Here is a 25,676-nt window from a genome sequence, read left to right on the forward strand (position 1 = left end):
GCTCAGCGCCCCGTGTACACCTTGATGCGGATCGTCGCGACGTCCCAGCCGCGGTTCTTCAGGCGCGTGACCAGCATCGGCGACAGCTGGCGCAGCTTGGCCGCGGCGGCGCTGCCCTTGACCAGCAGGCACCACACGTCGCCCTCGGCCGGCCCCGGCTGGATGGCCGCGCGCATGGCCGGCGGAATCAACCCTTCGATGGCCTTCAGCCGCTCGGCCGTGTCCCGCGCGCGCGCCATCAGGCTCCCCAGGGTGGGGGCGCCTGCCGCAGCTTCGTGCAGTGAAATGGCGGGGGGAAGTCGGCGATACATGGGTAATCCAGGGGTTAGAAACAAGACAGCTAAAATGCCCGGTTTGCCGACGCTTGCGTCGGCGTTTGTTCCGGAACGGGGCCATCCGACTTCGAGACTTGCCAAGCTTGCATTCGAAGAAGGTGCGCCCAACTGCTTTCACCATATCTTAGGGAATCCGGTCGCAGTGCCTGTCGTGTCAGGTGCCCGCCCCTCTCCACGCCCATGGCAACCAACTTCCTGACCCAGATCTTCGGCAGTCGCAACGACCGGCTCCTCAAGCAGTATCGCAAGACGGTGACGCGCATCAATGCGCTCGAACCCGAGTTCGAAAAGCTCAGCGACGACGCGCTGCGCGCCAAGACGCAGGAATTCAAGGACCGCGTCGCCAAGGGCGAAAGCCTCGACGACCTGCTGCCCGAAGCCTTCGCCACCGTGCGTGAAGGCTCCAAGCGCATCATGAAGATGCGCCACTTCGACGTCCAGCTGCTCGGCGGCATGGCGCTGCACAACGGCAAGATCTCCGAAATGCGCACCGGCGAAGGCAAGACGCTGACCGCCACGCTGCCCGTGTACCTGAACGCGCTGTCCGGCAAGGGCGTGCACGTGGTCACGGTGAACGACTACCTGGCCAACCGCGACGCGACCTGGATGGGCCGCCTGTACAACTTCCTGGGCCTGTCGGTCGGCATCAACCTGCCGCAGATGCCACGCGAGGAAAAGCAGGGCGCCTACGGCAGCGACATCACGTACGGCACCAACAACGAGTACGGCTTCGACTACCTGCGCGACAACATGGTCTACGAGCCCGGCGACCGGGTGCAGCGTGGCCTGAACTTCGCGATCGTCGACGAGGTGGACTCCATCCTGATCGACGAGGCCCGCACGCCGCTGATCATCAGCGGCCAGGCCGAAGACCACACCGACCTGTACCTGGCGATCAACAAGGTGGTGCCGCTGCTCACGAAGCAGGAAGGCGAAGCCGATCCGCGCACGGGCGAGGGCGTCACGGTGCCTGGCGACTTCACGGTCGACGAGAAAACCCACCAGGTGTTCCTGACCGAAGACGGCCACGAGAACGCCGAGCGCATCCTGGGCGAACTGAAGCTGATTCCCGAAGGCGCGTCGCTGTACGACCCGGCCAACATCACGCTGATGCATCACCTGAATGCCGCGCTGCGTGCCCGCCACCTGTACCACCGCGACCAGCACTACGTGGTGCAGCAGGGCGAAGTGGTCATCGTCGACGAATTCACCGGCCGTCTCATGAGCGGTCGCCGCTGGAGCGACGGCCTGCACCAGGCCGTGGAAGCCAAGGAAGGCGTCGAGATCCAGGCCGAGAATCAGACGCTGGCCTCGATCACCTTCCAGAACTACTTCCGCCTGTACGGCAAGCTGGCCGGCATGACCGGCACGGCCGACACCGAGGCTTACGAGTTCCAGGAAATCTACGGTCTCGAGACCACGATCATTCCGCCGAACCGCATCAGCAAGCGCGACGACCAGCTCGACCGCGTCTACAAGACCACGCGCGAGAAGTACGAAGCGGCCATTCAAGACATCCGCGAGTGCTACGAGCGTGGCCAGCCGGTGCTGGTGGGCACCTCGTCGATCGAGAACTCGGAAATCATCGACGCCCTGCTCGAGAAGGCAGGCCTGCCGCACCAGGTGCTGAACGCCAAGCAGCACGCCCGCGAAGCCGACATCGTCGCGCAGGCCGGTCGCACGAAGATGATCACCATCGCGACCAACATGGCCGGTCGCGGCACTGACATCGTGCTGGGCGGCAACATCGAGAAGATGATCGAGGCGATCGAGAACGACGAAGGTCGCGATGAAGCCACCAAAGAGGCCGACATTGCCCACGTGCGCGCCGAATGGACCAAGGACCACGAGTTCGTGAAGTCGCTGGGCGGCCTGCGCATCATTGCCACCGAACGCCACGAATCGCGCCGCATCGACAACCAGCTGCGCGGCCGTTCGGGCCGCCAGGGCGACCCGGGTTCGTCGCGCTTCTACCTGAGCCTGGACGATCCGCTGATGCGCATCTTCGCGGGCGACCGCGTGAAGGCGATCATGGACCGCCTGAAGATGCCCGACGGCGAAGCCATCGAGGCCGGCATCGTCACGCGCAGCATCGAGAGCGCGCAGCGCAAGGTCGAGGCGCGCAACTTCGACATCCGCAAGCAGCTGCTCGAGTACGACGACGTGTCGAACGACCAGCGCAAGGTGATCTACCAGCAGCGCAACGACATCCTCGACGCGGCCGACCTCACGGCGCAGATCGCCGCGCTGCGCGAAGGCTGCTTCACCGACCTCGCGCGCCAGTACGTGCCGCGCGAATCGGTCGAAGAGCAGTGGGACCTCGAGAACCTCGAGAAGAGCCTGTTCAGCGAGTGGGGCATCGACATGCCGCTCAAGCAGCAGGTCGAGGCCGCCGACGCCATCTCCGACGAGGAAGTGGTCGAAAAAATCGTGGCCTACGCCAACGAGAGCTTCGACGCCAAGGTCACGCTGATCGGCCAGGAGAACTTCACCCAGTTCGAACGCATGGTGCTGCTGCAGAGCATCGACACCCACTGGCGCGAACACCTGGCCTCGCTCGACTACCTGCGCCAGGGCATCCACCTGCGCGGCTATGCGCAGAAGCAGCCCAAGCAGGAATACAAGCGCGAGGCCTTCGAGCTCTTCGGCCAGCTGCTCGACTCGGTGAAGAACGAAGTCACCCGTCAGCTCATGACGGTGCGCGTGCAGTCGGGCGAACAGCTCGAGCAGGCGGCCGAAGAAATGGAAAGCCGCGGCGAAAACGTCTCGAACATCACCTACACCGCGCCCACCGAGACCGGCGAGGTCGAGGTGCGCGTCGACGAAGAGAACCAGCGTCGCCTCGCGGCCGTCGGCACGGGCGCCCTGAGCGCCGAAGCCGCCGCCTTTGCGCGCGTCGGCCGCAACGACCCCTGCCCTTGCGGCAGCGGCAAGAAGTACAAACAGTGCCACGGCAAGCTGAGCTGAAGTCCCGCACTTTTCATTGAGAGAAATTCCATGCCCGTGAACCTGTCCGCTCCCGATCCTGCCGCCTTGTTCGCGGTGCCCGGCGTCCGCATCGGCGTGGCCGAAGCCGGCGTGCGCAAGGCCAACCGCAAGGACCTGACCGTCGTGCTGATCGACGAAGGCTCGGCGGTCGGCGGCGTGTTCACGCAGAACCGTTTCTGCGCCGCGCCGGTGCAGGTCTGCCGCGACCACCTGGCGGCCAACTACGGCATCCGCGCGATGGTGATCAACACCGGCAACGCCAACGCCGGCACCGGCGAAGACGGCCTGATGCGCACGCGCTCGACCTGCATCGCGCTGGCGCGCCACCTGGAGCTGGCGCCCGAGCAGATCCTGCCGTTCTCGACCGGCGTGATCATGGAGCCGCTGCCCGTGGACCGCATCGAAGCCGGCCTGCCGGCCGCGCTGGCCGACGCGTCGGAGAACAATTGGGGCCGTGCCGCCGAAGGCATCATGACCACCGACACGATCCCGAAGGCGTTCAGCCGCCGGGTGCAGATCGGCAGCGCCACGGTCACCATCACCGGCATCAGCAAGGGTGCCGGCATGATCCGCCCGAACATGGCGACCATGCTCGGCTTCATGGCGACCGACGCAAAGATCGACCCGTCGCTGATCCAGCCGCTGGCCAAGCAGCTGGCCGACGCCTCGTTCAACCGCGTGACCATCGACGGCGACACCTCGACCAACGACTCCTTCGTGGTCATTGCCACGCAGAAGGCCGCGCACGCGACCATCACCTCGCTCGACTCGGCCGACGGCCAGGCGCTCGTGGCCGCGATGCGCGACGTGGCCCGCCTGCTGGCGCAAGCCATCGTGCGCGACGGCGAAGGCGCGACCAAGTTCATCACCATCCAGGTCGACGGCGGCAAGGACACGGCCGAGTGCCGTCAGGTGGCCTACGCCGTGGCGCATTCGCCGCTGGTCAAGACCGCCTTCTTCGCCAGCGACCCGAACCTGGGCCGCATCCTGGCGGCCGTCGGCTATGCCGGCATTGCCGACCTCGACCAGACCGGCATCGACCTGTTCCTGGACGACGTGCATGTGGCCGTGAAGGGCGGGCGCAACCCGTCGTACCGCGAGGAAGACGGCCAGCGCGTGATGAAGCAGAGCGAAATCACCGTGCGCATCGGCCTGGGCCGCGGCACCGCCAGCGAAACCGTGTGGACCTGCGACTTCAGCCACGAGTACGTCACGATCAACGCCGACTACCGGTCATGAACGAGCAGTTCCAGAAGCTCATCGAGCGCGCCGAGCAGCTCATCGGCCGCATCGAATCGATCCTGCCGCAACCGCTGTCGGCCCCTCCCGACTGGAACGCGTCGATCGCCTGGCGCTACCGCCGTCGCAACTCCGGCCATGGCGTGCTGGAGCCCGTGAAGCACGTGGCCACGATGGCGCTCGATTCGCTGAAGGAAATCGACGTCCAGAAGGAAAAGATCGAGCGCAACACGCGCCAGTTCGTCGAAGGCAAGCCAGCCAACAACGTGCTGCTGACCGGCGCACGCGGCACGGGCAAGTCGTCGCTGATCCGCGCCTGCCTGCAGGCCTATGCGCCGCAGGGCCTGCGTCTGATCGAAGTCGACAAGGCCGAGCTGGTCGACCTGCCCGACATCGTCGAGGTGGTGTCGCAGCGTCCCGAGAAGTTCATCGTCTTCAGCGACGACCTGAGCTTTGACGAGGGCGAGCCGGGCTACAAGGCGCTCAAGTCGATCCTCGACGGATCGATTGCCGCATCGACGCCCAACGTGCTGATCTACGCGACCAGCAACCGCCGTCACCTGCTGCCCGAGTACATGAAGGACAACCTCACGTACAAGCACACGGACGACGGCGAGGTGCATCCGGGCGAAGTGATCGAAGAGAAGATTTCGCTGTCGGAGCGCTTCGGCCTCTGGGTGAGCTTCTATCCCTTCAGCCAGAACGAATACCTGACGATCGTGGGCCAGTGGCTCTCGTCGTTCGGCGTCGACGACGCGGCCATTGCGGCGGCACGGCCCGAGGCGCTCGTGTGGGCACTGGAGCGCGGCTCGCGCAGCGGCCGTGTGGCCTACCAGTTCGCACGTGACTACGCAGGGCGGGCCGGCGCGTGAGCGAGGCTGTGGAATCGGTGCGCAAGCACACCGAAGTGGCCGTCGGCGTGCTGATCCGGCTGGCCGACGATGCGCTGCTGCTCACCACCCGGCCCGAAGGCAAGGCCTACGCGGGCTACTGGGAGTTTCCGGGCGGCAAGATCGAGGCCGGCGAAACGGTCGAAGAAGCCCTGCGCCGCGAGCTGCAGGAAGAACTGGGCATCACCATCGGTGGCGCCGAGGTCTGGAAGGTCACCGAGCACGACTACCCGCACGCGCTGGTGCGCCTGCACTGGTGCAAGGTGACGGACTGGACCGGCGAATTCGAAATGCGCGAGAGCCAGGCCATGGCCTGGCAGCAACTGCCGCTCGACGTGGCGCCGGTGTTGCCGGGCGCGTTGCCGGTGCTGGCGTGGCTGGTCGAGGAACGCGGCCTGCCCGCGTCGGCCGCCGAGGCGGTGTCGACCGTCGCCTGACGACGCACGGCACGACCGTGGTCGAGAAGTAAGAGATATGCATCCCAAGTACCGTGCCGACATCGACGGCCTGCGCGCCGTGGCCGTGGCCTCGGTGGTCATCTTCCACGCGTTTCCGAAGCTGCTGCCTGGCGGCTTCATCGGCGTCGACATCTTCTTCGTGATCTCGGGTTTCCTGATCACGACGATCATCATGCAGAGCCACGCGGCCGGCGATTTCAGCTACCGCGATTTCTATGCACGCCGCATCCGCCGCATCTTCCCGGCGCTGATGCTGGTGCTGGCGGGCGTGCTCGCCTTCGGCTGGTACGTGCTGCTGAACAAGGAATTCCTCGAGCTGGGCAAGCAGGCGCTGGGCGGCGTGGGCTTCGTGGCCAACTTCGTCTTCTGGAGCGAGGCCGGTTACTTCGACACGGCCGCCGAGACCAAGCCGCTGCTGCACCTGTGGTCGTTGGGCATCGAGGAGCAGTTCTACATTTTCTGGCCGCTGCTGCTCGGCCTGGCCTGGCGCCGGCGCTGGCCGATCGTGCGGGTGTTGTGGGTGCTGGCCGTGGTGTCGTTCCTCATCAACGTGACGACGATCCACCCGTTCCGCACGGCGGCCTTCTACTCGCCCGCTTCGCGCTTCTGGGAGCTGATGGTGGGCGGCATCCTGGCCTGCATGCGGCTCAAGCCTTCGGTGCCGAACATCTGGCGCAGCCATGTGCAGTCGCTGCTGGGCGTGGGCCTGATCGTGCTCGGCCTCGTGATGATCCGCAGCGACAAAGCCTTCCCCGGCTGGTGGGCGCTGCTGCCGACGCTGGGCGCGGTGAGCTGCATCGCGGCCGGCCCGACGGGCGTGCTGAACAAGTATTTCCTCTCGAACCGCGCGATGGTGTGGATCGGCCTCATCAGCTATCCGCTGTACCTGTGGCACTGGCCGCTGCTGGTCTACGCGCGGATCGTCAAGGGCGCGGAGCCGTCGGTAGGCACGCGCGTGACGATGGTGGTGGCGAGCGTGCTGCTGGCCTGGCTGACTTACCGCTTCATCGAACGGTTCACGCGGGCTCGCGTCGGCGTGGGCATGCTGCGCACGCTCGTGGGAACGGGTGCCTTCGTGGCCGTGGCCGGCGTGGCCGTGATGAATGGCCTGCCGGCGCGCCACAACAGCGAGCTGCTGCAGAAGGTGACGGATGCGACGGTGGACGGCGACTACTACAGCGGCTTCTCCTCGGAAAACGTCGGTCCCTACGCGGTGAACCGCATCGGCAACGGCGCCCGCAAGGTGCTGCTGATCGGCGACAGCCACGTCATCGAATACGGCCCCCGTGCCGCAGAGCTGGCGCGCATCGCGCCCGAGCGCATGGCGACCACGTACTTCTTCACCTACGGCGCGTGCCCGGCCATTCCGAACGTCTTCGCCGAACAGAACCCCGGCTGCGGCCCGGCCCGCGACCAATGGATGGCGATGGCGCGCGATCCGCAGATCGACACCGTGGTGATCGGGAGCTGCTGGAACTGCTACTTCACGGGCGAGTTCCCACTGGACTACGTGCTGCGCGAGAACGGCGCCTCGCTCTCCCTGACCCGCGGCGATCGCGCCGGCATCGAGCCCTCGCTGGTGGCGTTGCAGGCGTGGGTGACCGAGCTGGTCAAGCAGAAGAAAAAGGTTTATCTGCTGCTGGACAACGCGCTGGGCGACGATTTCGAACCCCGCCGCATGATCGAAGGCAGCCGCCTGCGCACGCTGTCGGTGGTGGGGAATTCGCCGACAGCGCCTGTGCTGGCCGACCAGGTGAAGCTCAACCAGCGGCTCCTGCAGATCGCGGCTGCCAGCGGTGCGGAAGCGATCGACGTGCTGGGCGCCCTGTGCAAGGACGGCCAGTGCCCGCGGACGATGCCCGACGGTGCGCCGGCCTACAAGGACCACGGCCATCTGCGGCCTGCGTTCACGCGGCAGTTCGCGACTTACCTGGACAAGGTGTTCCTGGAAGAGGGCGTGCAGCCCGCGACGGCCAACTGACGACGAGCCCGCAGCCTGGGGCTGCGGTGCCGGGCAACCCAGGCTATTGCGTCAGCTTGGGATCGCCGAAAGGCTCTTCGTCGGGCGGCGCTTCGGCGGGCATCCGGAACTCCTCGCTGGCCCAGGCGCCGAAATCGATGCCCTTGCAGCGTGCGCTGCAGAACGGCCGGAACGGGTTGCGCTCGGCGTAGATGCTGTCGCCGCCGCAGTTCGGGCAGCGGACGATGCGTTCGTCTTCTTTCTTCTTGCTCACACCGGGCCTCATGCGCAGAGGGTCAGTTCGAAGGGGGTGTCTTGTGTGCTCGCGTGCAGGCGGTCGTCGGCTTCGTGCCGCATGAGCCGAACGGAGACCATGAGGCGGTTGCCGCTGATTTCCGGGACGAGGCCCAGCTTGGGATCGATGCGCAGCCGCAGCAGCTGGAAGCTGCGCCCCTGCGGCAGGTTCTGCTGGAACTGCCCATGGGTGGCGATCACCTTGTAGGGCACGTCGGCGTCGCGCAGCAGCTTGAGCAGCAGGTAGATCGACGAGGCCAGTGGCGACAGCGTGTTCGACCAGCGTTCCAGGTCGGCGCGGCGGCTGGGCGGTGCGCGGTGCTGCCAGGCGTAGTAGGCGGGCAGGTCGAATTCGCAGGTGCCGCCCGGAATGCCGGCGCGGCTGCGGATGCTCATGAGCCACTCGTTCTCGGTGAGTGACTGTCCCGCCTTGCCGGCCACGCCGTTGAGCGCGCTGAAGTTGCGTTCGAGCTGGTCGACGACCTGGTTCAGCACCGTCTCGGCGATGGCCGGATTGCCCCGGTAGCTGTTGAAGACGTTCTTGTGCTTGTCGAGGTCGCGCAGCACGTCGGCCTTGAGGTCGGCGCGCGCCGCCACATCCATGATCTCGAAAATCGTGACCAGGGCGTAGTGGTGCGAAAGCGGCGATTCCGAGGGCACCAGTTCCCCGAGGCGGCGGAACAGATGCTCCAGCCTCAGGTACGTGCGAATGCGCTCGTTGAAGGGGTACTCGTAGAGGATCACGCGTATTTGTCGGTTTCCTGTCGCGGAATCATAACTTCAGGGCGATTTCGAAGGGGGTGTGGGCATCACTTCGCGCACCGCGGCCAGCATGCGCTCGCCGAGTGCGAGCTGTCCGTGCATGGACATGTGCGTGTCGTTCGAGAAGTAGAAGTCGCGGATCTGCGTGTGCTTTTCGCGGGTGAAGGCGTAAAGGTCGGGGCCGAGCTTCGCGTCGCGGAAGCCGCTTTCGAAGTCTTTCGAGAAGTCGGGCTTGATGTAGACCGTCGTCTTGTTGGGCACCACCATCCACAGGATCGGGAGGGTGCTGTGCGCCTGGGTGAAGGTCTTCATTCGCGCCAGCGTCTCGGGGGTCAACGGGCCATTGTCTTCGTCTTCCTGGAAGAACGGCATCCGGTCGCACTGGCGATGCGAGAAGAATTTGCAACCGTCGGGTACTTTCCTTACCCAGGTGTCACGGTCGAAATAGGTGTCTACCGGCGAGTTCTTGGCCTTCCAGGTGTGGTAGTAGGTGACGACGCCGGTCATGTACTGCACTTCCCAGTTGGGCGCGAAGGCCGGCACGGTCTCGTCGGGCTCGATCAGGGGTTCGGCCTTGGCGCTGTAGGGGAAGATGGTCTTGCCATCTTTGCAGCGCTCGCTGTAGCGCATGCGCATGTCCAGCAGGCGCTCCACGCTCTCGATGATGACCAGCTTGCCTTTGAAGCCGGAGTCTTGGACCCACTGGCTGAAGTCGCCGCACAGTGATTCGCCGTACTGGCCCCAGTAGGAGGTCGAGACGCGGTAGCCGGCCTTGGCGAGCACGGACTGCCAGCGGTGCGTCATGGAAAAGCTGTCGCCCACGACCATCACGTCCGCCTGTTCGATGGGCGTGCTGGCGAGGTAGACCGGGTCGACCTTGGGCGGCGGATCGCGCCAGCCGAATTCGCGTTCGGACAGGCGTCCGATGCGCGTGAGGTCGCCGTAGGGGACCGGACTGGTGAGCGAAATGATCCACAGGGCCATCAGGACGAAGTAGCCGATGAGGAAGAAGCGCAGCCAGACTTTCGCGGGCGTCGTCGTCGTCATGTCGAATCAGAATTGGAAATAGAGGAAGGGGCTGTAGCCGCCCAGCTTCGAAACGCACCACGCGAACAGTGCGAAGGTACCGATGGCGAGCACCGCGGTCGACAGGCGCGCCATCACCGGGCGGCCGGCCATCGACTTCGGATGGGGAATCCAGCGCTCCAGCGTGATGGTCGGCGGCAGCGTGAGGCAGATGACGATCGCCACCAGCATGAGCTGGAAGAACTCGGGCTTGCGGAACGGCACCTTGCCGAACTCGCTGAACGCCGACGCCGGCGCGCCGTGCATACCGAGCATGCCCTTGTAGATGGACATGGCCGTGGTCATGCCGTCGGCGCGGAAGACGATCCAGGCCACCACCACGCACAGGAAGGTCAGCAGCCAGCCCAGCACGCGCGCGATGCGGCCCGGGGTGGCGTTGCGGCGGACCTTGGCGTTCCAGAGGTGGTTGATCATCAGGAACGCGCCGTGCATCGCACCCCAGACCACGTAGGTCCAGGCCGCGCCGTGCCACAGGCCGCCCAGCAGCATCGTGAGGAACAGGTTCAGGTAGCGCCGCGCTGGACCCTTGCGGTTGCCGCCCAGCGGCACGTAGAGGTAGTCGCGCAGGAAGGTCGACAGTGAGATGTGCCAGCGGCGCCAGAACTCGATGATGTTGGTCGACTTGTAGGGCGAGCGGAAGTTGAGCGGCAGCTGCACGCCCAGGCACATCGAGAGGCCGACGGCCATGTCCGAGTAGCCCGAGAAGTCGAAATAGATCTGCAGCGTGTAGGCCAGCGCACCGAACCATGCGGTGTACAGCGTGGGCTCGATGCCCTTGTGAACGCCGTTGAACATCAGGTCGGCGTACTGCCCCATGGGGTCGGCGATCAGCAGCTTCTTGGCCAGGCCGAAGACGAAGATCGCGATGCCGATCGCGACCTTGTTCGGGTCCATCCGGTAGGTCGCGGGGTTCGCGAACTGCGGCATCATTTGTGCGTGGTGCAGCACCGGGCCCGCGATCAGGTGCGGGAAGTAGGTGACGAACAGCATGTAGTGGATGAAGCTGCGCTCGTGCACCTTGCCCTGCCAGCAGTCGACCAGGAAGGCGATCTGCGTGAAGGTGTAGAACGAGATTCCGATCGGCAGCACGATGTGCACCAACTCGATTGGCGTGAAGCCCGCCGCGACCAGCCCGGCATCGACGTTTTCCAGGAAGAAGTTGGTGTACTTGAAGACGGCCAGCACGCCCAGGTTGATCACCAGCGCGGTGATCAGCAGCGTCTTGCGCTTGCGGTCGTTGCGGCCCGGCGCGGGTGTCAGCTGCAGGCCGAACCAGTAGTTGACGCAGATGGAGCCCAGCAGCAGCGGCAGGGCCTGCACGCTCCACCAGCCGTAGAAGAACAGCGAGGCCAGTCCGAGGAAGCCGGCGGCGGCGCGGGTGTTGCGCTTGCCGATCAGGAAGAACCCGATCAGGACCAGCGGGAAATAGACAAAAATGAAGGGATACGAGTTGAAAAGCATCTCGGGGAGGGCACTGCAGTGGCGAGCGCCTTTTTGTCGTAATCGTTATAGAGCCGCCGGGGCGGCTGGTCTCGGATTATCGCGTGGTGGCCGCGGCCCACAGCTTCCAGAGACCCCGCACCTCGGTGCCTAGTTCCGCGAGCGTCAGTGACTCGTTGTAAATCACGGCGTCGGCGGCGGCCCGGCGTGCCTTGCGCGGAGCCTGCTGGGCGATCACGGCACGCACCGCTTCGGGTGCCCAGCCCGAACGCGCGATCACACGCTGCAACTGTGTTTCTTCCCGGGCATCGACCACCAGCACGCGGTCCACGAGGGCGCGCCAGCGGCCGGATTCGACCAGCAAGGGCACATCGAACACGACGACGGCATCGTCGCCGGCCACCGCTGCCTGACGCTGGGTTTCGGTGCCGATCAGCGGGTGCAGGATGGCTTCGAGGCGGGCCTTGGCGCCCGCATCGGTGAACACCAGCTGGCGCATGGCAGCTCGGTCGAGGCTGCCGTCGGGGGCGATGACTGAAGGGCCGAACGTGGCCTCGAGGGCGGGCATCGCAATGCCGCCGGCCTGCGCGATGCTGCGTGCGATGGCGTCGGTGTCGACCAGCACCGCCCCTTCGGCCATCAGCAGCGACGCGACCGTGCTTTTGCCGCTGCCGATGCCGCCGGTCAGGCCGATGCGCTTCACCGCCATGCCGTTGTCGTTGTCAGAGGGCCAAGGCCCCGAAAGGGAAGGCGAAAGGAATCCACTGCTTCACGACGGCGGGACCGGCCACGAGGCAGATCAGCCCGGCACCGGCCAGGAAGGGGCCGAAGGCGATGGGGATGTCCTTGTGGGCCAGCTTGCCGGCGAAGCGCAGCGTGAGGCCGATCACGGCGCCCACCACCGACGACACGAGGATGATCGCGATGAGGTAATCAGCGCCGAGCCAGGCGCCCAATGCGGCGAGCAGTTTGAAGTCCCCATGTCCCATGCCTTCCTTGCCTGTGGCCAGGCGGTAGCCATGGTACACAAGCCACAGGCTCAGGTAGCCGAACACCGCCCCCCAGACTGCAGCGCTCAGGCTGACGCCGGTCCAGCCCATGGCGGCGCCGATCAGGCCCAGCCAGAGCAGCGGATAGTTCAACGCATCGGGCAGGAACTGCGTGTCGAAGTCGATCAGGAACTGGCAGATCAGCACGGCGCCGAAGGCCGCCCAGAGCGCGCCGGTCGGGGTGATGCCGAAACGATGCGCGCACAGAGCGAACAGTGCGCCCGTGATCAGCTCGACGAGGGGATAGCGAGGGCTGATCGACGTCTTGCAGCTGGCGCATCGGCCGCGCAGCAGAAGGTAGCTCAGCACCGGGATGTTCTGGTACCAGCGGATCCGGTGGCCGCAGGCGCCGCAGCGCGAAGCAGGGCGCGACAGGTCGAAAGGTGGCAGCTTCTCGAGGGCTTCGGCGGCTTTGTCGGCCGCCGCTTCGAGACCTGCCGGCGGCAGGGCCTTCGGGCCGAAGACCAGCGACCAGAGCGAGGGCATGTCCTTCGATGACATGAGGTTGGCGACCGCATCGCTCAGCCAGCCCCGGTACATCATGACGGGGGTGCGATAGATCACCACGTTGAGGAAGCTGCCGATCAATAGCCCCAACACACCGGCCAATGCGGTGTCGAACCCTTGCGACACCAGCATCAGACGACCTGGCCGAGCTTGAAGATGGGCAGGTACATCGACACCACGATGCCACCGATGATGACGCCCAGGAACACGATGATGATGGGTTCCATCAGGCTGGAGAGACCGGCGACCATGTCGTCAACTTCAGACTCGTAGAAGTCCGCGGCCTTGCCGAGCATGTGATCGATCGAGCCTGATTCTTCACCGATGGCGGTCATCTGGATCACCATCGAAGGGAACAGGTTGACGTTGGTCATGGCCGTCGTCAGGCTGGTGCCGGTCGAGACTTCCTGTTGGATCTTGGCGGTGGCATCGCCGTACACCGAGTTGCCCGAGGCGCCACCCACGGAGTCGAGGGCCTCGACCAGCGGAACGCCGGCCGCGAACATGGTGGCGAGCGTGCGGGTCCAGCGGGCGATGCAGGACTTCTCGATCAGCGTGCCGAAGATGGGGAGGCGCAGCAACAGGCGGTCCATGACCTTCTGGACGCGCTCGTTGCGTTTCCAGGCTTGCAGAAAGAAGTAGATGCCGCCACCGATCACGCCGAAGATCAGCCACCAATAGGAAACAAAAAACTCGCTGATCGCCATCACGATCAACGTCGGTGCGGGCAGGTCGGCGCCGAATGAAGAGAACACCTGCTTGAACGCGGGAATCACGAAGATCATGATGATCGCGACCACCACGAAGGCCACGACGACCACCGAGGTCGGATACATCAGCGCCGACTTGATTTTCGACTTGATCGCCTCGGTCTTCTCCATGTAGGTGGCCAGGCGATCGAGCAGGTCTTCCAGAATACCGGCCGCTTCACCGGCTTCCACCAGGTTGCAATACAGGTTGTCGAAGTACTTCGGAAACTTGCGGAAGGCCGCCGACAGCGACGTGCCGGTCTCGACATCGCTGCGGATGTCGTTCAGCAGCTTGGCGACGCTCGGGTTGGCGTTGCCGCGGCCGACGATGTCGAAGGACTGCAGCAGCGGCACGCCGGCTTTCATCATGGTCGCGAGCTGGCGCGTGAAGATCGCAATGTCCTTGGGCTTGATCGACTTGCCCGAGCGCATGCGGCGCTTCTTGATCTTGGAGGCCAGCACGCCTTGGCGACGCAATGCCGCCTGGACCTGGTTTTCTCCGGCGGCGCGAAGTTCGCCACGCACCAGCTTGCCGTTGCGGTCCTTGCCTTCCCATTCGAAGACGAATTCCTTGTGCGTGACCTGGGAGCGGGAGGATGCCACTGTTGCCATTCGATCTCCGGTTCAGTGTGTTCGTTATAGGTTGGTGCAGGCCACGACTTCTTCGAGCGAAGTGAGGCCCTGCATGACTTTGCGAAGGCCGGATTGGCGCAGCGAGCGCACGCCTTCGGCTTCGGATTGGTTCGCGATGTCCAGTGCGCTGCCATCGCGCAGGATGATTTCCTGGATGGCTTCCGTAATCGGCATCACCTGGTAGATGCCGACCCGGCCCTTGTAGCCGCCGCTGCAGGCGGCGCAGCCGACCGGGCGGTACGGCTTCCAGGTGCCGTTGATGTCTTCCTCGTTGAAGCCGGCCTCAAGCAGGGCTTCGCGCGGGATGTCGATCGGCACACGGCACAGCATGCACAGCCGGCGCGCCAGGCGTTGCGCGGTGATCAGGATCACGCTCGACGCGATGTTGAACGGTGCGATGCCCATGTTGCGCATGCGCGTCAGCGTGGTCGGGGCGTCGTTGGTGTGCAGCGTCGACAGCACCAAGTGGCCGGTCTGTGCGGCCTTGATCGAGATGTCGGCGGTTTCGAGGTCGCGGATTTCGCCGACCATGATGATGTCGGGATCCTGCCGCAGGAAGGCGCGCAGCGCGGCCGCGAAGGTGAGGCCGGCCTTCTCGTTGACGTTGACCTGGTTGACGCCGGGCAGGTTGATTTCCGACGGGTCTTCCGCCGTCGCGATGTTGACGCCCGGCTGGTTGAGCAGGTTCAGGCAGGTGTACAGCGACACGGTCTTGCCCGAGCCCGTGGGGCCGGTCACCAGCACCATTCCGTAGGGGCGGCCGATGGCATGAAGGAGCCGCTCTTTCTCGTCGGCGTCGTAGCCCAGAGCGTCGATGCCCATGCGCGCGCTGCTCGGGTCCAGGATACGCACGACGATCTTCTCGCCGAACAGCGTGGGCAATGTGCTCACGCGGAAGTCGATCACGCGGTCGGGGCCGATCTTGAGCTTCATGCGGCCGTCTTGCGGTACGCGCTTTTCCGAGATGTCGAGCCGCGAAATGACCTTGATGCGCGACGCTAGCTTGTCCTTGATGACCGTGGGCGGGCTGGCGATTTCGCGCAGCTCGCCGTCGACCCGGAAGCGCACCCGGTAGTGGTGTTCGTAAGGCTCGAAGTGAATGTCCGAGGCCCGCATGCTCACTGCGTCGAGCAGCATCTTGTGCAGGAAGCGCACCACGGGTGCGTCTTCGACTTCGGCGATGGCCTGCTCATTCGCGTCGCCCGAGGTGTCGGCCGTGACATCGTCGAATTCGAACTCGGTGCCGACGATGCTGTTGATGGTTTCGGCTGCGCTGGCTGCGGCGGCCTCGATCATGCGCGAGAGCTTGTCGTACTCCGCGATGACCCAGTCGACGCCCATCTGCGAGGCGAACTTGATCTTCTCCGCAGCCTGCTGGTCCGACGGGTCGGCCGTCGCGACGATCAGGCGGTTGTTGCGCTTGCTGAGAACGACGATGCGGTAGGCGTGGCAGAGCTTCGGATCGAGCAGGTCCTTGGGCAGGCGCTGGTGATCGATGGCATCGAGATCGAGCAGCGGGGCGCCGAAGGCGCTCGACAGAGTATGGGCGAGGTCCGCGGCCGAGACGGCGCCGGTGCCGGTCAGTTCGGCGATGAAACTGGTGCGCCCGCTCAGCGACTTCTGATAGATCTCTTCGGCTGATTTCGCTGCAAGCTTGCCGGCGGACACCAAGGCGCGCGCCAAGCCGGGAAGGGCGATCTGCGTAGTTTCTTTAACGGGAATTTCGGCAGCGGCCATTCAGCGAATGCAAAAGATGTGAAAAAGTGCTTCACGATCATCGCTGAACACGCCTGTGCTGTAAATCGTTACACAGCAACAGGAGCTGACATTAACTGGACCAGTCGAGAAAAACTGGTCGGGGTGAGAGGATTCGAACCTCCGGCCTCTACGTCCCGAACGTAGCGCTCTACCAGGCTAAGCTACACCCCGATTGGTTGCAAAAATGAAATCGTCCTAGAGGCCAACTCTGGTGAGGTGTTCAGGCACGTCGCTCAAGCAACTGAGCCGCTAATTGTAGCAAACCTGAAGCGTGCAAATTCGACGGAAGGTCGCGCAACGCATGAATCGCGCGTTCGGCCTCTGCGGCTGCGGCGGCGCGCGAGGCTTCCAGGGCGCCGGTTTCGCGAACGATTTCGACGATTTTCCCTAGCTGTGCGGTGTCGCCGGCCTCGATGGCCGCGCGCACCAGTGCGCTCTGTTCGGGCGTGCCACGCTGCATGGCGAAGATCAGCGGCAAGGTGGTCTTGCCTTCGCGCAGATCGTCGCCGACGTTCTTTCCGGTTTCGTGGGCGTCACCTGCGTAGTCGAGCACGTCGTCGATCACCTGGAAGGCGGTGCCCAGCGCTTGCCCGTAGGTGGCGCAGGCTTCTTCGACCTCGGGTGTGGTGCCGGCCAGCACGGCCGCCAGCCGGGTGCTTGCCTCGAAGAGCTTGGCGGTCTTGGAGCGGATGACGCGCAGGTACGCTGCTTCGTCCAGGGAGGCGTCGTGCATGTTCATCAGCTGCAGCACTTCGCCTTCCGCGATCACGTTGGTCGCTTCGGCCAGGATCTGCATGATGCGCATGTTGTTTGCATCCAACATCATCTGGAAGGCGCGCGAGTACAGGAAGTCGCCCACCAGCACGCTGGCAGGGTTGCCGAAGGATTCGTTGGCGGTGGCGCGGCCTCGGCGCAGGGTCGATTCGTCGACCACGTCGTCGTGCAACAAGGTTGCGGTGTGGATGAACTCCACCACGGCCGCCAGGTTGAAGCGCTGTTCGCCGGTGTAGCCGAGTGCGCCTGCCATGAGCAGCAGCAGCGCCGGCCGCAACCGCTTGCCGCCGGCCGAGATGATGTATTGCGAGACTTGGCTGACCAGCGGGACGCCGGTGTTCAGGCGCTGGGCGATCACACGGTCGACTTCGACCATGTCGCCGGCAATCAGGTCCAGCACAGTGGCGGTGGGGGAGGTGTCGGCGGCGGGAACTGGCAAAGCGAAGGCGCGGGGCGCTGCGAAGATGAGGGCGGCCCTGGAGGCCGGAACGCCGGAATTATAGGGAGCCGTGCACGAATCCCCGGTGCGTCTCAGAGTCGGGGTGGTGAGCGTTCGCAAAGCGCGCTATAATCTTGGGCTCTGCGGAATTCGCTGCGGGGACTCATTTCTAAGAGGTTTACATGTACGCGGTCATAAAAACCGGCGGCAAGCAATATCGCGTTGCTTCCGGCGAAAAAATTAAAGTAGAACAGATTGCTGCGGACGTAGGCCAGGAAATCGTGATCGACCAGGTTCTGGCTGTCGGAAACGGCGCTGAAATCAAGGTTGGCACGCCCCTGGTGTCCGGCGCAACGGTGACAGTCACGGTACTGTCGCACGGCAAGCACGACAAGGTCGGCATCTTCAAGATGCGCCGTCGCAAGCACTATCAAAAACGTCAAGGCCATCGCCAGCAGTTCACCGAACTGCAAATCGGCGCGATCGCCGGCTAAGGAGCACATTCCATGGCACAGAAAAAAGGCGGCGGCTCAACGCGAAACGGGCGCGATTCCAAGCCCAAGATGCTCGGCGTGAAGGCCTTCGGCGGCGAACTGATCAGCGCAGGCTCGATCATCGTGCGCCAGCGCGGCACCCAGTTCCACCCCGGCGTGAACGTCGGCGTGGGCAAGGACCACACGCTCTTCGCCCTGGTCGACGGCCACGTGTCGTTCGGTCACAAGGGTGCGCTGAACAAGCACATGGTCAACGTGACGCCCGCGGCCTAAGCCCCGCTAGTCACTTCGATCTTTCCGAGGCCCCGCATTGCCGGGGCTTCTTCATTTGTAAACTGGACATCCCATGAAGTTCGTCGACGAAGCCTTCATCGACATCGCCGCGGGCGATGGCGGCAACGGCTGCGTGTCGTTCCGACATGAGAAGTACAAAGAGTTCGGCGGCCCCAACGGCGGCGACGGCGGCCGTGGTGGCCACGTGTTCGCGGTGGCCGATTCGAACCTCAACACCCTGGTCGATTTTCGCTATTCGCGCCGGCACGAAGCCAAGCGCGGCGAGCACGGCATGGGCTCCGACATGTTCGGCGCTGCGGGCGATGACATCGTCCTCAGGATGCCGGTCGGCACGATCATCACCGACGCCGAAACCGGCGAGGTCTTGTACGAGATGCTCACGGAAGGTGAGGTCGTCACGATCGCCAAGGGCGGTGACGGCGGTTTCGGCAACATGCGCTTCAAGAGCGCGATCAACCGTGCGCCGCGCCAGAAGACGCCTGGCTGGCCCGGCGAGAAGAAGAGCCTCAAGCTCGAGCTCAAGGTGCTGGCCGACGTGGGCCTGCTGGGCATGCCCAACGCGGGCAAGTCGACCCTGATCAGCGCCATCTCGAATGCCCGTCCCCGTATCGCGGACTACCCCTTCACCACGCTGCACCCCAACCTGGGTGTGGTGCGCGTCGGTCCGGAGCAAAGCTTCGTGGTCGCCGACCTGCCCGGCCTGATCGAAGGCGCGTCCGAAGGCGCCGGCCTCGGGCACCTGTTCCTGCGGCACTTGCAGCGCACGCGCCTGCTGCTGCACGTGGTCGATATGGCTCCGTTCGACGATGCCGTTGACCCGGTCGCCCAGGCCAAGGCCATCGTGGGCGAGCTGAAGAAGTACGATGCCGCGCTTTACGAAAAGCCGCGCTGGCTGGTGCTGAACAAGCTCGACATGGTGCCTGGCGATGAGCGCGCTGCGCTGGTTAAAGACTTCGTCAAGCGCCTCCGCTTCAAGGGCCCGGTCTTCGAGATCTCGGCGCTCACGCGCGAGGGTTGCGAGCACCTGATCAAGGCTGTGTACCAGCAGGTCAAGGCGCAGCAGGTGGCCGAGCACGAAACCGTCGAGGTCGATCCGCGCTTCGTTCCGCTGCCGCCCGAAGGAAACTGAAGGCGTCGCGGCGCCTTCGGTGCTGCAAAATGGATAGCAAGCAGCGCAGGCTGCATCCCTGAAACACGCCTTCTTCCTTCATGACCTCGAATTCCGGTTCCACTGCCTTGCGGGATGCCCGCCGTATCGTCGTCAAGGTGGGCTCCAGCCTCGTCACCAACGAGGGGCGCGGCCTCGATGAAGCCGCCATCGGCGAGTGGTGCCGGCAGCTGGCGCAGCTGGTGCGCGACGGGCGCGAGGTGGTCATGGTGTCGAGCGGCGCCATTGCTGAAGGCATGAAGCGCCTGGGCTGGAAGACCCGGCCGCACGCGATCCACGAGTTGCAGGCCGCGGCGGCCGTCGGGCAGATGGGCCTGGCCCAGATGTACGAGACCAAGCTGCGCGAGAACCAGATCGGCAGCGCACAGGTGCTTCTCACGCATGCCGACCTCGCAGACCGCGAGCGCTACCTCAACGCACGCTCGACCCTCGTCACGCTGCTGCGCCTGGGCGTGGTGCCGGTGATCAACGAGAACGACACCGTGGTCAACGACGAGATCAAGTTTGGCGACAACGACACGCTCGGCGCGCTGGTCGCCAACCTGGTCGAAGCGGATGCCCTGATCATCCTGACCGACCAGAAGGGCCTGTACACGGCCGACCCGCGCAAGGACCCCGACGCCAAGTTTGTGCACGAGGCCGCTGCAGGCGACTCGGCGCTCGAAGCCATGGCGGGCGGTGCCGGCTCGAGCATCGGGCGGGGCGGCATGATCACCAAGATCCTCGCGGCCAAGCGCGCGGCGGGTTCCGGTGCTTCGACGGTCATCGCCTGGGGCCGCGAAGCCGACGCGCTGCTGCGGCTCACGCGCGGTGAATCCATCGGCACGCTGCTGGTGGCGCAGACCGCCAAGCACCAGGCGCGCAAGCGCTGGATGGCCGATCACCTGCAGTTGCGCGGTGCTGTCATCGTCGACGCCGGCGCGGCCGCCAAGGTGCGCGGCGAAGGCAAGAGCCTGCTGCCGATCGGCATGACGAGCGTGTCGGGCGAGTTCTCGCGCGGCGACGTGATCGCGGTGCGCGATGTCGACGGTGTCGAGCTGGCCCGCGGGCTGGCCAACTATTCGAGCGTGGAGGCCCGGCTGCTGTGCCGCAAGCCCTCGGCGGAATTCGAGCGGCTGCTGGGCTACGCTGCCGAGCCGGAGATGGTGCACCGCGACAACATGGTGTTGATGCCGGGTTGATCGTCAAGGCGGGGCGCCATGCCCCGCCGCCGGTTCACGGCATTTCGCGCAGTGGATTGCGGATGTTCTGCACCATCTCGTTGACCGAGCTGCGCGGCGCGTTGCCGCGGCACAGGCCTTGGGATGCCAGCGCCGGCACGTAGCTGGAGTTCATGTCCTTCACGCGCTTCCACTCGGGCGACTTCGTTTCCTGCCAGGCGCCGTTGTTGTAGCGGGCATAGCTCTTCATCTCTGCCGTCGAGCAGCGCACGCCTTCATAGAACGCGTTGACGGCACCGCCGGCCCGGTTCTGTGCCACCACGACGTAACGCACGATGCCATCCTTCGTGATGGCGATGGTGTTCGGATCGACGCCGAACTTCAGCGTCATGTAGGGCGGCATCGCGATCGGCAGCAGACGGCTTTCGCTGAACGCGGGCGGCGGCGGCACCGCGGTTTCTTCCCACTCCTTGTCCTGCTCCGTGCTCTTGGGTGCGGGCGGCGTGCCGGCCTGGGCCCAGTCGGGGTTGTCGGTGTCGTAGCCGCGGGAGGCGCATGCAGCCAGCAGGCTGACGCAGGCGATGACGAGCGCACGCTCAGCGTGGCGTCGGGAAAGAAGAAGGCGCGCTGTTCTTGGGAGGAGGTTCATCGCTCGCAGAAGGAATGTCGGGATGCGGATCGAAACTGCCGCCGGGCGGCAGGTCGAGGCCCGCAGGTGCTCCATGGTCCAGCGTGTGGCGCTCGAATTCTCGGGCGCGCACGTTGCTGCGCAGGAAGCGGTTGCGGAAATCCTGCCGGGGCAGGTAGCGAGCAAGCTCGGTAAGCGCCATCTCGTAGACGCCGCGCTTGAACTCGACGACCACGTCGAGCGGGACCCAGTAGTCATGCCAGCGCCAAGCGTCGAATTCGGGATGGTCGGTGGCACGCAGGTTGAGATCCCAGTCGTGGCCGACAAGTTGCAGCAGATACCAGATCTGCTTCTGGCCTTTGTAGTGGCCCCGTGCGTCACGGCGGATGAACCGATCCGGCACCTCGTAGCGCAACCAGTCGCGGGTACGGGCCACGATGCGCACATGCTCCGGATGGAGCCCGACTTCCTCGTGCAGTTCCCGGAACATGGCTTGCTCGGGACTTTCGCCACGGTCGATGCCGCCTTGCGGAAACTGCCAGGAATGCGTGCGTATGCGCTTGCCCCAGAAAACCTGGTTTCTCTGGTTGAGCAGGATGATGCCGACGTTGGGCCTGAAGCCGTCCCGGTCGAGCATAATCAAACCCCAATTTTTGAACTGAGTCGATTATGCATGCCGGGTTGCCCTCGGCAAGCGACCGGTTCCGGGCTCTCAGGGTCTATCCGGGGTGCCTGTCTCCCTCCTCACTTCGAACCCACCTGCGCGATCCCGATGAAAGCTTCCCGATTTTTTGTCTCCACCCTGAAGGAAGCGCCCGCTGACGCGGAGGTCGCGAGCCATCGGCTCATGATGCGCGCCGGCATGATCAAGAAGCTCGGCACGGGCATCTACACGTACATGCCCATGGGCCTGCGCGTGATCCGCAAGGTCGAAGCGATCGTGCGCGAGGAAATGAACCGCGCCGGCGCCGTCGAGCTCGCGATGCCCGTGGTGCAGCCGGCCGAGTTCTGGCAGGAGACCGGCCGCTTCGACAAGATGGGCCCCGAGCTGCTGCGCATCAAGGACCGCCACGACCGCGACTTCGTGATCCAGCCGACCAGCGAAGAGGTGGTGACCGACATCGCGCGCCAGGAAATCCGCAGCTACAAGCAGCTGCCGAAGAATTTCTACCAGATCCAGACCAAGTTCCGCGACGAGCGCCGTCCGCGCTTCGGCCTGATGCGTGGGCGCGAGTTCATCATGAAGGACGCCTACAGCTTCGACCGCGACCTCGACGCGGCCAAGGCCAGCTACCAGATCATGGCGCAGGCCTACCGCAACATCTTCGACCGTTTCGGCCTGCGCTACCGCGCCGTCGCGGCCGACAGCGGCGCCATCGGCGGCGACCTGAGCGAAGAGTTCCAGGTGATCGCCGCCACCGGCGAGGACGCCATCGTCTACTGCCCCGACAGCACCTACGCCGCCAACATGGAAAAGGCCGAGGCACTGGCCCCGGCCGGCCCGCGTCCTGCCGCCGCCAACGCGCTCGAGAAGACGCCCACGCCCGGCAAGGCCACCTGCGCCGACGTGGCCGAGCTGCTCGGCGTGCCGTTGGCCACCACGGTCAAGTCGCTGGTGCTGGCCACCGACGTCCTTGACGCGGCCGGCAACATCAAGGGCGCGCAAGTCTGGTTGCTGCTGCTGCGCGGCGACCACGACATGAACGAGATCAAGGTCAGCAAGCTGCCGGGCCTCGACAAGGGCTTCCGCTTTGCCACCGTCGCCGAGATCGACGAGCACTTCGGCTGCAAGCCGGGCTACCTCGGCCCGCTGAACCTCAAGAAGCCCGTCAAGCTCGTGGCCGACCGCGAAGCCGCCGTGCTGGCCGACTGGATCACCGGCGCCAACGAAGTCGACTTCCACATGACCGGCGTCAACTGGGGCCGCGACCTGCCCGAGCCCGACCTGGTGGCCGACCTGCGCAACGTGGTCGCCGGCGACGCCTCGCCCGACGGCAAGGGCGTGCTGGCCATCGAGCGCGGCATCGAAGTGGGCCACGTCTTCGTGCTCGGCACCAAGTACAGCAAGGACATGAACGCCACCTACCTCGACGAAGGCGGCAAGCCGCAGTTCCTCGAGATGGGCTGCTACGGCATCGGCATCACGCGCCTGCCGGCCGCCGCCATCGAACAGAACCACGACGAGCGCGGAATCATCTGGCCCGACGCGCTGGCGCCGTTCACCGTGGTGGTCTGCCCGATCGGCATGGACCGCAGCCCCGAGGTCAAGGTCGCGGCCGAAGCGCTCTACGAAGAGCTGCTGGCCAAGGGCGTCGACGTGCTGCTCGACGACCGCGGCGAGCGTCCCGGTGCGATGTTCGCAGACTGGGAGCTGATCGGCGTGCCGCACCGCGTGGTCATCTCCGACCGCGGCCTCAAGGAAGGCCAGCTCGAGTACCAGGGTCGACGCGACACCGCGGCCACCAAGGTGCCCGCCGCCGGTATCGCCGACTTCATCGCCGGCAAGCTCGCGGCATGAGCGTGGCGGGCGGCCTGTCGCGACGCAGCTGCCTGCTGGGCAGCGCCGCCGCCGGCGCCCTCACAGCTCTGTCGCTGCCGCAAGCGGCCTGGGCCGGCGCGCAGATCGAAGAGCCGCTCATCGACTCGGTGCGCACCGCACTGAGCTCGGCCGTTCACAACAAGGCGCCGCCAGTGCCGCAGTTTGCCGACACCGAGGCCCGCCTCGCGTACCTGCGGTGGCTCGGCGAGATGAGCGAACGCCTGCGCAAGAAGGTGGCTGACCCGGCCACGCGCATCGAGTTCCTGCAGACCGTCTGGTACGAGGCCAAGCGCTCGGGGCTCGACGTGAGCCTGGTGTTGGGCCTGGTCCAGGTCGAGAGCAACTTCCGCAAGTTCGCGGTGTCGAGTGCGGGCGCGCGCGGCTACATGCAGGTGATGCCGTTCTGGACCCGCGTGATCGGCGACAGCGACTCCGCCAAGCTGTTCCACATGCAGACCAACCTGCGCTTCGGCTGCGTGATCCTGCGCCACTACCTCGACCGCGAGAAGGGCGACCTGTTCATGACGCTGGGCCGCTACAACGGCAGCCGCGGCAGGGCGCCGTACCCGAACGCCGTGTTCGCGAACCAGCGGCTGTGGGCGTACGTCGACAAGGAACGCGAGCGCGACCGCTCGGCGGCCTGAAGGCGTTCGCTCAGTCGGCGACCACGGCCTTCGCGGTGGTCGATCCCCTGGTCACCATCACCTGGTCGATGCGGTAGCTGTCGACGTCCATCACCTCGAAGGTGTAGCCGCCCCAGGTCACGCTGTCCGTGCGCTTGGGCACGCGGCGCAGCATCACCATGAGGAAGCCCGCGAGCGTTTCGTACTCCTCGGCGTGCGGCAGCTCGTCGATGTGCAGCGCGCGCTGCACGTCCTGGATGGGCGTGATGCCGTCGATCAGCCACGAGTTCTCGTCGCGCTTCACGATCTGTTCTTCTTCGGGCGTCGACGTCGACACCAGGTCGCCCATCACCGTGCTCATCACGTCGTTGAGCGTGATCACGCCGACCACCAGGCTGTACTCGTTGACGATGATCGCGAAGTCTTCGCGCGCCTGCTGGAACTGCTCGAGCACCTCGGTGAGCGAGAGCCGGTCGGGAATCACCAGCGCCTTGTGCAGCGTCAGGCCCTGGTCGAAGGCCAGCGGCTGGCCGCTGAGCACGCGCTGGAACATGTCCTTGGCGTCCACGTAGCCCAGCACGTGGTCGATGTCGCCGTCGCACACCGGGTAGGCCGAGAACGGCTCGGCCACGATGCGCGCGCGCAGCACCGACTCGGGGTCGTCGTGCAGGAACCAGGCGATGCTGTCGCGCGCCGTCATCACGCTGCTGACGAGGCGCGTTTCCAGCTCGAACACGTTGGCAATCACCTGTTGTTCGCGCACCGCCAGCACGCCGGCCCGCGCGCCGGCCTCGGTCATGGCGAGGATGTCGGCCGAGGTGATCTTGTCGTCGCGCGCCATCGGCATGCCGAGCAGCTTGAAGAGCAGGTCGGTGCACCGCGTGAAGAACCACACCAGCGGCTTGAAGGTGGTGATCAGCAACTGCATGGGACCGACCAGGCGCACCGCCAGCTGCTCGGGGTTGCTCATGCCGAGCCGCTTGGGGAACAGGTCGGCGAACACCAGGAACACCGCGATCACGATCACGAACGAGCACAGGAAGGCGATGTTGGCCGCAACCTCCACGCTCAGCCAGTTCTCGAAGAAGCGGGCGAAATACGGGCTCAGCGAGCCTTCGCCGACCACGCCGCCGAGGATCGCCACGGCGTTCAGGCCGATCTGCACCACGGTGAAATAGTGGCCCGGCTGCTCCTGCACGCGCAGCACCTTTTCCGCGCGCGGGTCGCCCTCGTCGGCCATCTGGCGCAGACGCAGGCGGCGCGAGGCGGCCAGGCAGATTTCGGCGAGGGAGAAGAAGGCGCTCATCGCGATCAGCAGCGCGATGATGAGCAGGCTTTGGGTGAGAGTCATGGCGGCACGTTGTAGACCGCCATGGTGCCATGACTGGCACCGGGTTCGGGCGCGCGCG

The 25,676-nt window shown here is 65.3% G+C and carries 24 protein-coding genes and 1 tRNA gene; 11 read left to right on the forward strand and 14 right to left on the reverse strand.

Annotated elements, in window-relative coordinates:
• Positions 1-2 precede the first annotated feature (2 nt).
• The gene (locus CY658_RS03995; protein WP_056578205.1) at positions 3-311 is read right to left on the reverse strand and encodes a DciA family protein; all 309 of its coding nucleotides are present in this window, start codon (positions 309-311) and stop codon (positions 3-5) included.
• A gap of 204 nt (positions 312-515) precedes the next feature.
• Between CY658_RS03995 and secA the strand changes: the two genes are divergently transcribed.
• The 5 genes from secA to CY658_RS04020 are packed head-to-tail and all read left to right on the forward strand — an operon-like array spanning position 516 to position 7,891.
• Complete coding sequence (gene secA, locus CY658_RS04000; RefSeq protein ID WP_101488962.1) at positions 516-3,302, forward strand: preprotein translocase subunit SecA; 2,787 nt, start codon at positions 516-518, stop codon at positions 3,300-3,302.
• Between the two features lie 30 nt (positions 3,303-3,332).
• Positions 3,333-4,562 (forward strand): bifunctional glutamate N-acetyltransferase/amino-acid acetyltransferase ArgJ, encoded by a 1,230-nt coding sequence (gene argJ, locus CY658_RS04005; protein WP_101488963.1) that lies wholly within the window; start codon positions 3,333-3,335, stop codon positions 4,560-4,562.
• Positions 4,559-5,434: an ATP-binding protein gene (locus CY658_RS04010; protein ID WP_099792377.1), complete on the forward strand. Its 876-nt coding sequence runs from the start codon at positions 4,559-4,561 to the stop codon at positions 5,432-5,434. The genes argJ and CY658_RS04010 overlap by 4 nt, the downstream gene beginning before the upstream one ends.
• Positions 5,431-5,889: an NUDIX domain-containing protein gene (locus tag CY658_RS04015; protein ID WP_257884670.1), complete on the forward strand. Its 459-nt coding sequence runs from the start codon at positions 5,431-5,433 to the stop codon at positions 5,887-5,889. Before CY658_RS04010 ends, CY658_RS04015 begins: the two co-directional genes overlap by 4 nt.
• Before the next feature lie 37 nt (positions 5,890-5,926).
• On the forward strand, positions 5,927-7,891 hold the full coding sequence (locus tag CY658_RS04020; RefSeq protein ID WP_101488965.1) for an acyltransferase family protein: 1,965 nt from the start codon (positions 5,927-5,929) through the stop codon (positions 7,889-7,891).
• A 43-nt stretch (positions 7,892-7,934) separates the two neighbouring features.
• Here the strand turns inward: CY658_RS04020 and CY658_RS04025 are convergent, their stop codons facing one another.
• The 10 genes from CY658_RS04025 to CY658_RS04070 all read right to left on the reverse strand — a co-directional run bounded on the left by CY658_RS04025 (position 7,935) and on the right by CY658_RS04070 (position 17,361).
• Positions 7,935-8,144, reverse strand: a complete 210-nt coding sequence (locus CY658_RS04025) for a DNA gyrase inhibitor YacG (protein WP_374221081.1) — start codon at positions 8,142-8,144, stop codon at positions 7,935-7,937.
• An 8-nt stretch (positions 8,145-8,152) separates the two neighbouring features.
• Positions 8,153-8,908 carry a cell division protein ZapD gene (gene zapD, locus CY658_RS04030; protein WP_101488967.1) on the reverse strand — a complete coding sequence of 252 codons (756 nt, stop codon included), beginning with the start codon at positions 8,906-8,908 and terminating at the stop codon, positions 8,153-8,155.
• A 36-nt stretch (positions 8,909-8,944) separates the two neighbouring features.
• A complete protein-coding gene (locus CY658_RS04035) occupies positions 8,945-9,973 on the reverse strand; it encodes a hypothetical protein (RefSeq protein WP_101488968.1) in 1,029 nt (342 codons plus the stop codon).
• Positions 9,974-9,979: 6 nt separating this feature from the next.
• Positions 9,980-11,473: an MBOAT family O-acyltransferase gene (locus CY658_RS04040; RefSeq protein ID WP_101488969.1), complete on the reverse strand. Its 1,494-nt coding sequence runs from the start codon at positions 11,471-11,473 to the stop codon at positions 9,980-9,982.
• Positions 11,474-11,549: 76 nt separating this feature from the next.
• On the reverse strand, positions 11,550-12,161 hold the full coding sequence (gene coaE, locus CY658_RS04045) for a dephospho-CoA kinase (RefSeq protein WP_180838864.1): 612 nt from the start codon (positions 12,159-12,161) through the stop codon (positions 11,550-11,552).
• 13 nt (positions 12,162-12,174) lie between these two features.
• On the reverse strand, positions 12,175-13,140 hold the full coding sequence (locus CY658_RS04050; RefSeq protein WP_101488970.1) for a prepilin peptidase: 966 nt from the start codon (positions 13,138-13,140) through the stop codon (positions 12,175-12,177).
• Positions 13,140-14,369 (reverse strand): type II secretion system F family protein, encoded by a 1,230-nt coding sequence (locus CY658_RS04055; protein ID WP_101488971.1) that lies wholly within the window; start codon positions 14,367-14,369, stop codon positions 13,140-13,142. Before CY658_RS04055 ends, CY658_RS04050 begins: the two co-directional genes overlap by 1 nt.
• A gap of 24 nt (positions 14,370-14,393) precedes the next feature.
• On the reverse strand, positions 14,394-16,127 hold the full coding sequence (gene pilB / locus CY658_RS04060) for a type IV-A pilus assembly ATPase PilB (RefSeq protein WP_101488972.1): 1,734 nt from the start codon (positions 16,125-16,127) through the stop codon (positions 14,394-14,396).
• A gap of 115 nt (positions 16,128-16,242) precedes the next feature.
• A tRNA-Pro gene (locus CY658_RS04065) sits at positions 16,243-16,319 on the reverse strand.
• Positions 16,320-16,368: 49 nt separating this feature from the next.
• Entirely contained in the window at positions 16,369-17,361 is a 993-nt protein-coding gene (locus CY658_RS04070) for a polyprenyl synthetase family protein (protein WP_101488973.1), read from the reverse strand.
• Between the two features lie 182 nt (positions 17,362-17,543).
• On the opposite strand from CY658_RS04070, the gene rplU reads away from it, so the two are divergent.
• The 4 genes from rplU to proB all read left to right on the forward strand — a co-directional run bounded on the left by rplU (position 17,544) and on the right by proB (position 20,498).
• Positions 17,544-17,855: a 50S ribosomal protein L21 gene (rplU, locus tag CY658_RS04075; protein ID WP_042578903.1), complete on the forward strand. Its 312-nt coding sequence runs from the start codon at positions 17,544-17,546 to the stop codon at positions 17,853-17,855.
• Positions 17,856-17,867: 12 nt separating this feature from the next.
• Positions 17,868-18,128 (forward strand): 50S ribosomal protein L27, encoded by a 261-nt coding sequence (gene rpmA, locus CY658_RS04080; RefSeq protein ID WP_013543198.1) that lies wholly within the window; start codon positions 17,868-17,870, stop codon positions 18,126-18,128.
• 73 nt (positions 18,129-18,201) lie between these two features.
• Positions 18,202-19,278, forward strand: a complete 1,077-nt coding sequence (gene cgtA, locus CY658_RS04085; protein WP_101488974.1) for an Obg family GTPase CgtA — start codon at positions 18,202-18,204, stop codon at positions 19,276-19,278.
• A gap of 80 nt (positions 19,279-19,358) precedes the next feature.
• Positions 19,359-20,498, forward strand: coding sequence for a glutamate 5-kinase (gene proB, locus CY658_RS04090; RefSeq protein WP_101488975.1), 1,140 nt, complete (start codon positions 19,359-19,361; stop codon positions 20,496-20,498).
• Positions 20,499-20,532: 34 nt separating this feature from the next.
• On the opposite strand, the gene CY658_RS04095 is transcribed toward proB, so the two are convergent.
• Both CY658_RS04095 and CY658_RS04100 read right to left on the reverse strand, forming a co-directional pair.
• Positions 20,533-21,126, reverse strand: coding sequence for a CNP1-like family protein (locus CY658_RS04095; RefSeq protein WP_101488976.1), 594 nt, complete (start codon positions 21,124-21,126; stop codon positions 20,533-20,535).
• Complete coding sequence (locus CY658_RS04100) at positions 21,074-21,742, reverse strand: RNA pyrophosphohydrolase (RefSeq protein ID WP_062474507.1); 669 nt, start codon at positions 21,740-21,742, stop codon at positions 21,074-21,076. The genes CY658_RS04095 and CY658_RS04100 overlap by 53 nt, the downstream gene beginning before the upstream one ends.
• A gap of 135 nt (positions 21,743-21,877) precedes the next feature.
• Between CY658_RS04100 and CY658_RS04105 the strand changes: the two genes are divergently transcribed.
• A complete protein-coding gene (locus tag CY658_RS04105; protein WP_101488977.1) occupies positions 21,878-23,623 on the forward strand; it encodes a proline--tRNA ligase in 1,746 nt (581 codons plus the stop codon).
• The gene (locus CY658_RS04110; RefSeq protein WP_101488978.1) at positions 23,620-24,288 is read left to right on the forward strand and encodes a lytic transglycosylase domain-containing protein; all 669 of its coding nucleotides are present in this window, start codon (positions 23,620-23,622) and stop codon (positions 24,286-24,288) included. Before CY658_RS04105 ends, CY658_RS04110 begins: the two co-directional genes overlap by 4 nt.
• A 10-nt stretch (positions 24,289-24,298) precedes the next feature.
• Here the strand turns inward: CY658_RS04110 and CY658_RS04115 are convergent, their stop codons facing one another.
• Positions 24,299-25,618, reverse strand: coding sequence for a hemolysin family protein (locus CY658_RS04115; protein ID WP_099792339.1), 1,320 nt, complete (start codon positions 25,616-25,618; stop codon positions 24,299-24,301).
• Positions 25,619-25,676: the final 58 nt, after the last annotated feature.

Source organism: Variovorax sp. RO1 (assembly GCF_002849325.1).
GTDB lineage: Bacteria > Pseudomonadota > Gammaproteobacteria > Burkholderiales > Burkholderiaceae_C > Variovorax.

Coding starts and splice junctions, on each gene's coding strand:
- CY658_RS03995 (WP_056578205.1), bottom strand. CDS start 311: ATGTATCGCCGACTTCCCCCCGCCATTTCACTGCACGAAGCTGCGGCA.
- secA (WP_101488962.1), top strand. CDS start 516: ATGGCAACCAACTTCCTGACCCAGATCTTCGGCAGTCGCAACGACCGG.
- argJ (WP_101488963.1), top strand. CDS start 3,333: ATGCCCGTGAACCTGTCCGCTCCCGATCCTGCCGCCTTGTTCGCGGTG.
- CY658_RS04010 (WP_099792377.1), top strand. CDS start 4,559: ATGAACGAGCAGTTCCAGAAGCTCATCGAGCGCGCCGAGCAGCTCATC.
- CY658_RS04020 (WP_101488965.1), top strand. CDS start 5,927: ATGCATCCCAAGTACCGTGCCGACATCGACGGCCTGCGCGCCGTGGCC.
- CY658_RS04035 (WP_101488968.1), bottom strand. CDS start 9,973: ATGACGACGACGACGCCCGCGAAAGTCTGGCTGCGCTTCTTCCTCATC.
- CY658_RS04040 (WP_101488969.1), bottom strand. CDS start 11,473: ATGCTTTTCAACTCGTATCCCTTCATTTTTGTCTATTTCCCGCTGGTC.
- coaE (WP_180838864.1), bottom strand. CDS start 12,161: ATGGCGGTGAAGCGCATCGGCCTGACCGGCGGCATCGGCAGCGGCAAA.
- CY658_RS04050 (WP_101488970.1), bottom strand. CDS start 13,140: ATGCTGGTGTCGCAAGGGTTCGACACCGCATTGGCCGGTGTGTTGGGG.
- CY658_RS04055 (WP_101488971.1), bottom strand. CDS start 14,369: ATGGCAACAGTGGCATCCTCCCGCTCCCAGGTCACGCACAAGGAATTC.
- pilB (WP_101488972.1), bottom strand. CDS start 16,127: ATGGCCGCTGCCGAAATTCCCGTTAAAGAAACTACGCAGATCGCCCTT.
- rplU (WP_042578903.1), top strand. CDS start 17,544: ATGTACGCGGTCATAAAAACCGGCGGCAAGCAATATCGCGTTGCTTCC.
- rpmA (WP_013543198.1), top strand. CDS start 17,868: ATGGCACAGAAAAAAGGCGGCGGCTCAACGCGAAACGGGCGCGATTCC.
- cgtA (WP_101488974.1), top strand. CDS start 18,202: ATGAAGTTCGTCGACGAAGCCTTCATCGACATCGCCGCGGGCGATGGC.
- proB (WP_101488975.1), top strand. CDS start 19,359: ATGACCTCGAATTCCGGTTCCACTGCCTTGCGGGATGCCCGCCGTATC.
- CY658_RS04095 (WP_101488976.1), bottom strand. CDS start 21,126: ATGAACCTCCTCCCAAGAACAGCGCGCCTTCTTCTTTCCCGACGCCAC.
- CY658_RS04100 (WP_062474507.1), bottom strand. CDS start 21,742: ATGCTCGACCGGGACGGCTTCAGGCCCAACGTCGGCATCATCCTGCTC.
- CY658_RS04105 (WP_101488977.1), top strand. CDS start 21,878: ATGAAAGCTTCCCGATTTTTTGTCTCCACCCTGAAGGAAGCGCCCGCT.
- CY658_RS04110 (WP_101488978.1), top strand. CDS start 23,620: ATGAGCGTGGCGGGCGGCCTGTCGCGACGCAGCTGCCTGCTGGGCAGC.
- CY658_RS04115 (WP_099792339.1), bottom strand. CDS start 25,618: ATGACTCTCACCCAAAGCCTGCTCATCATCGCGCTGCTGATCGCGATG.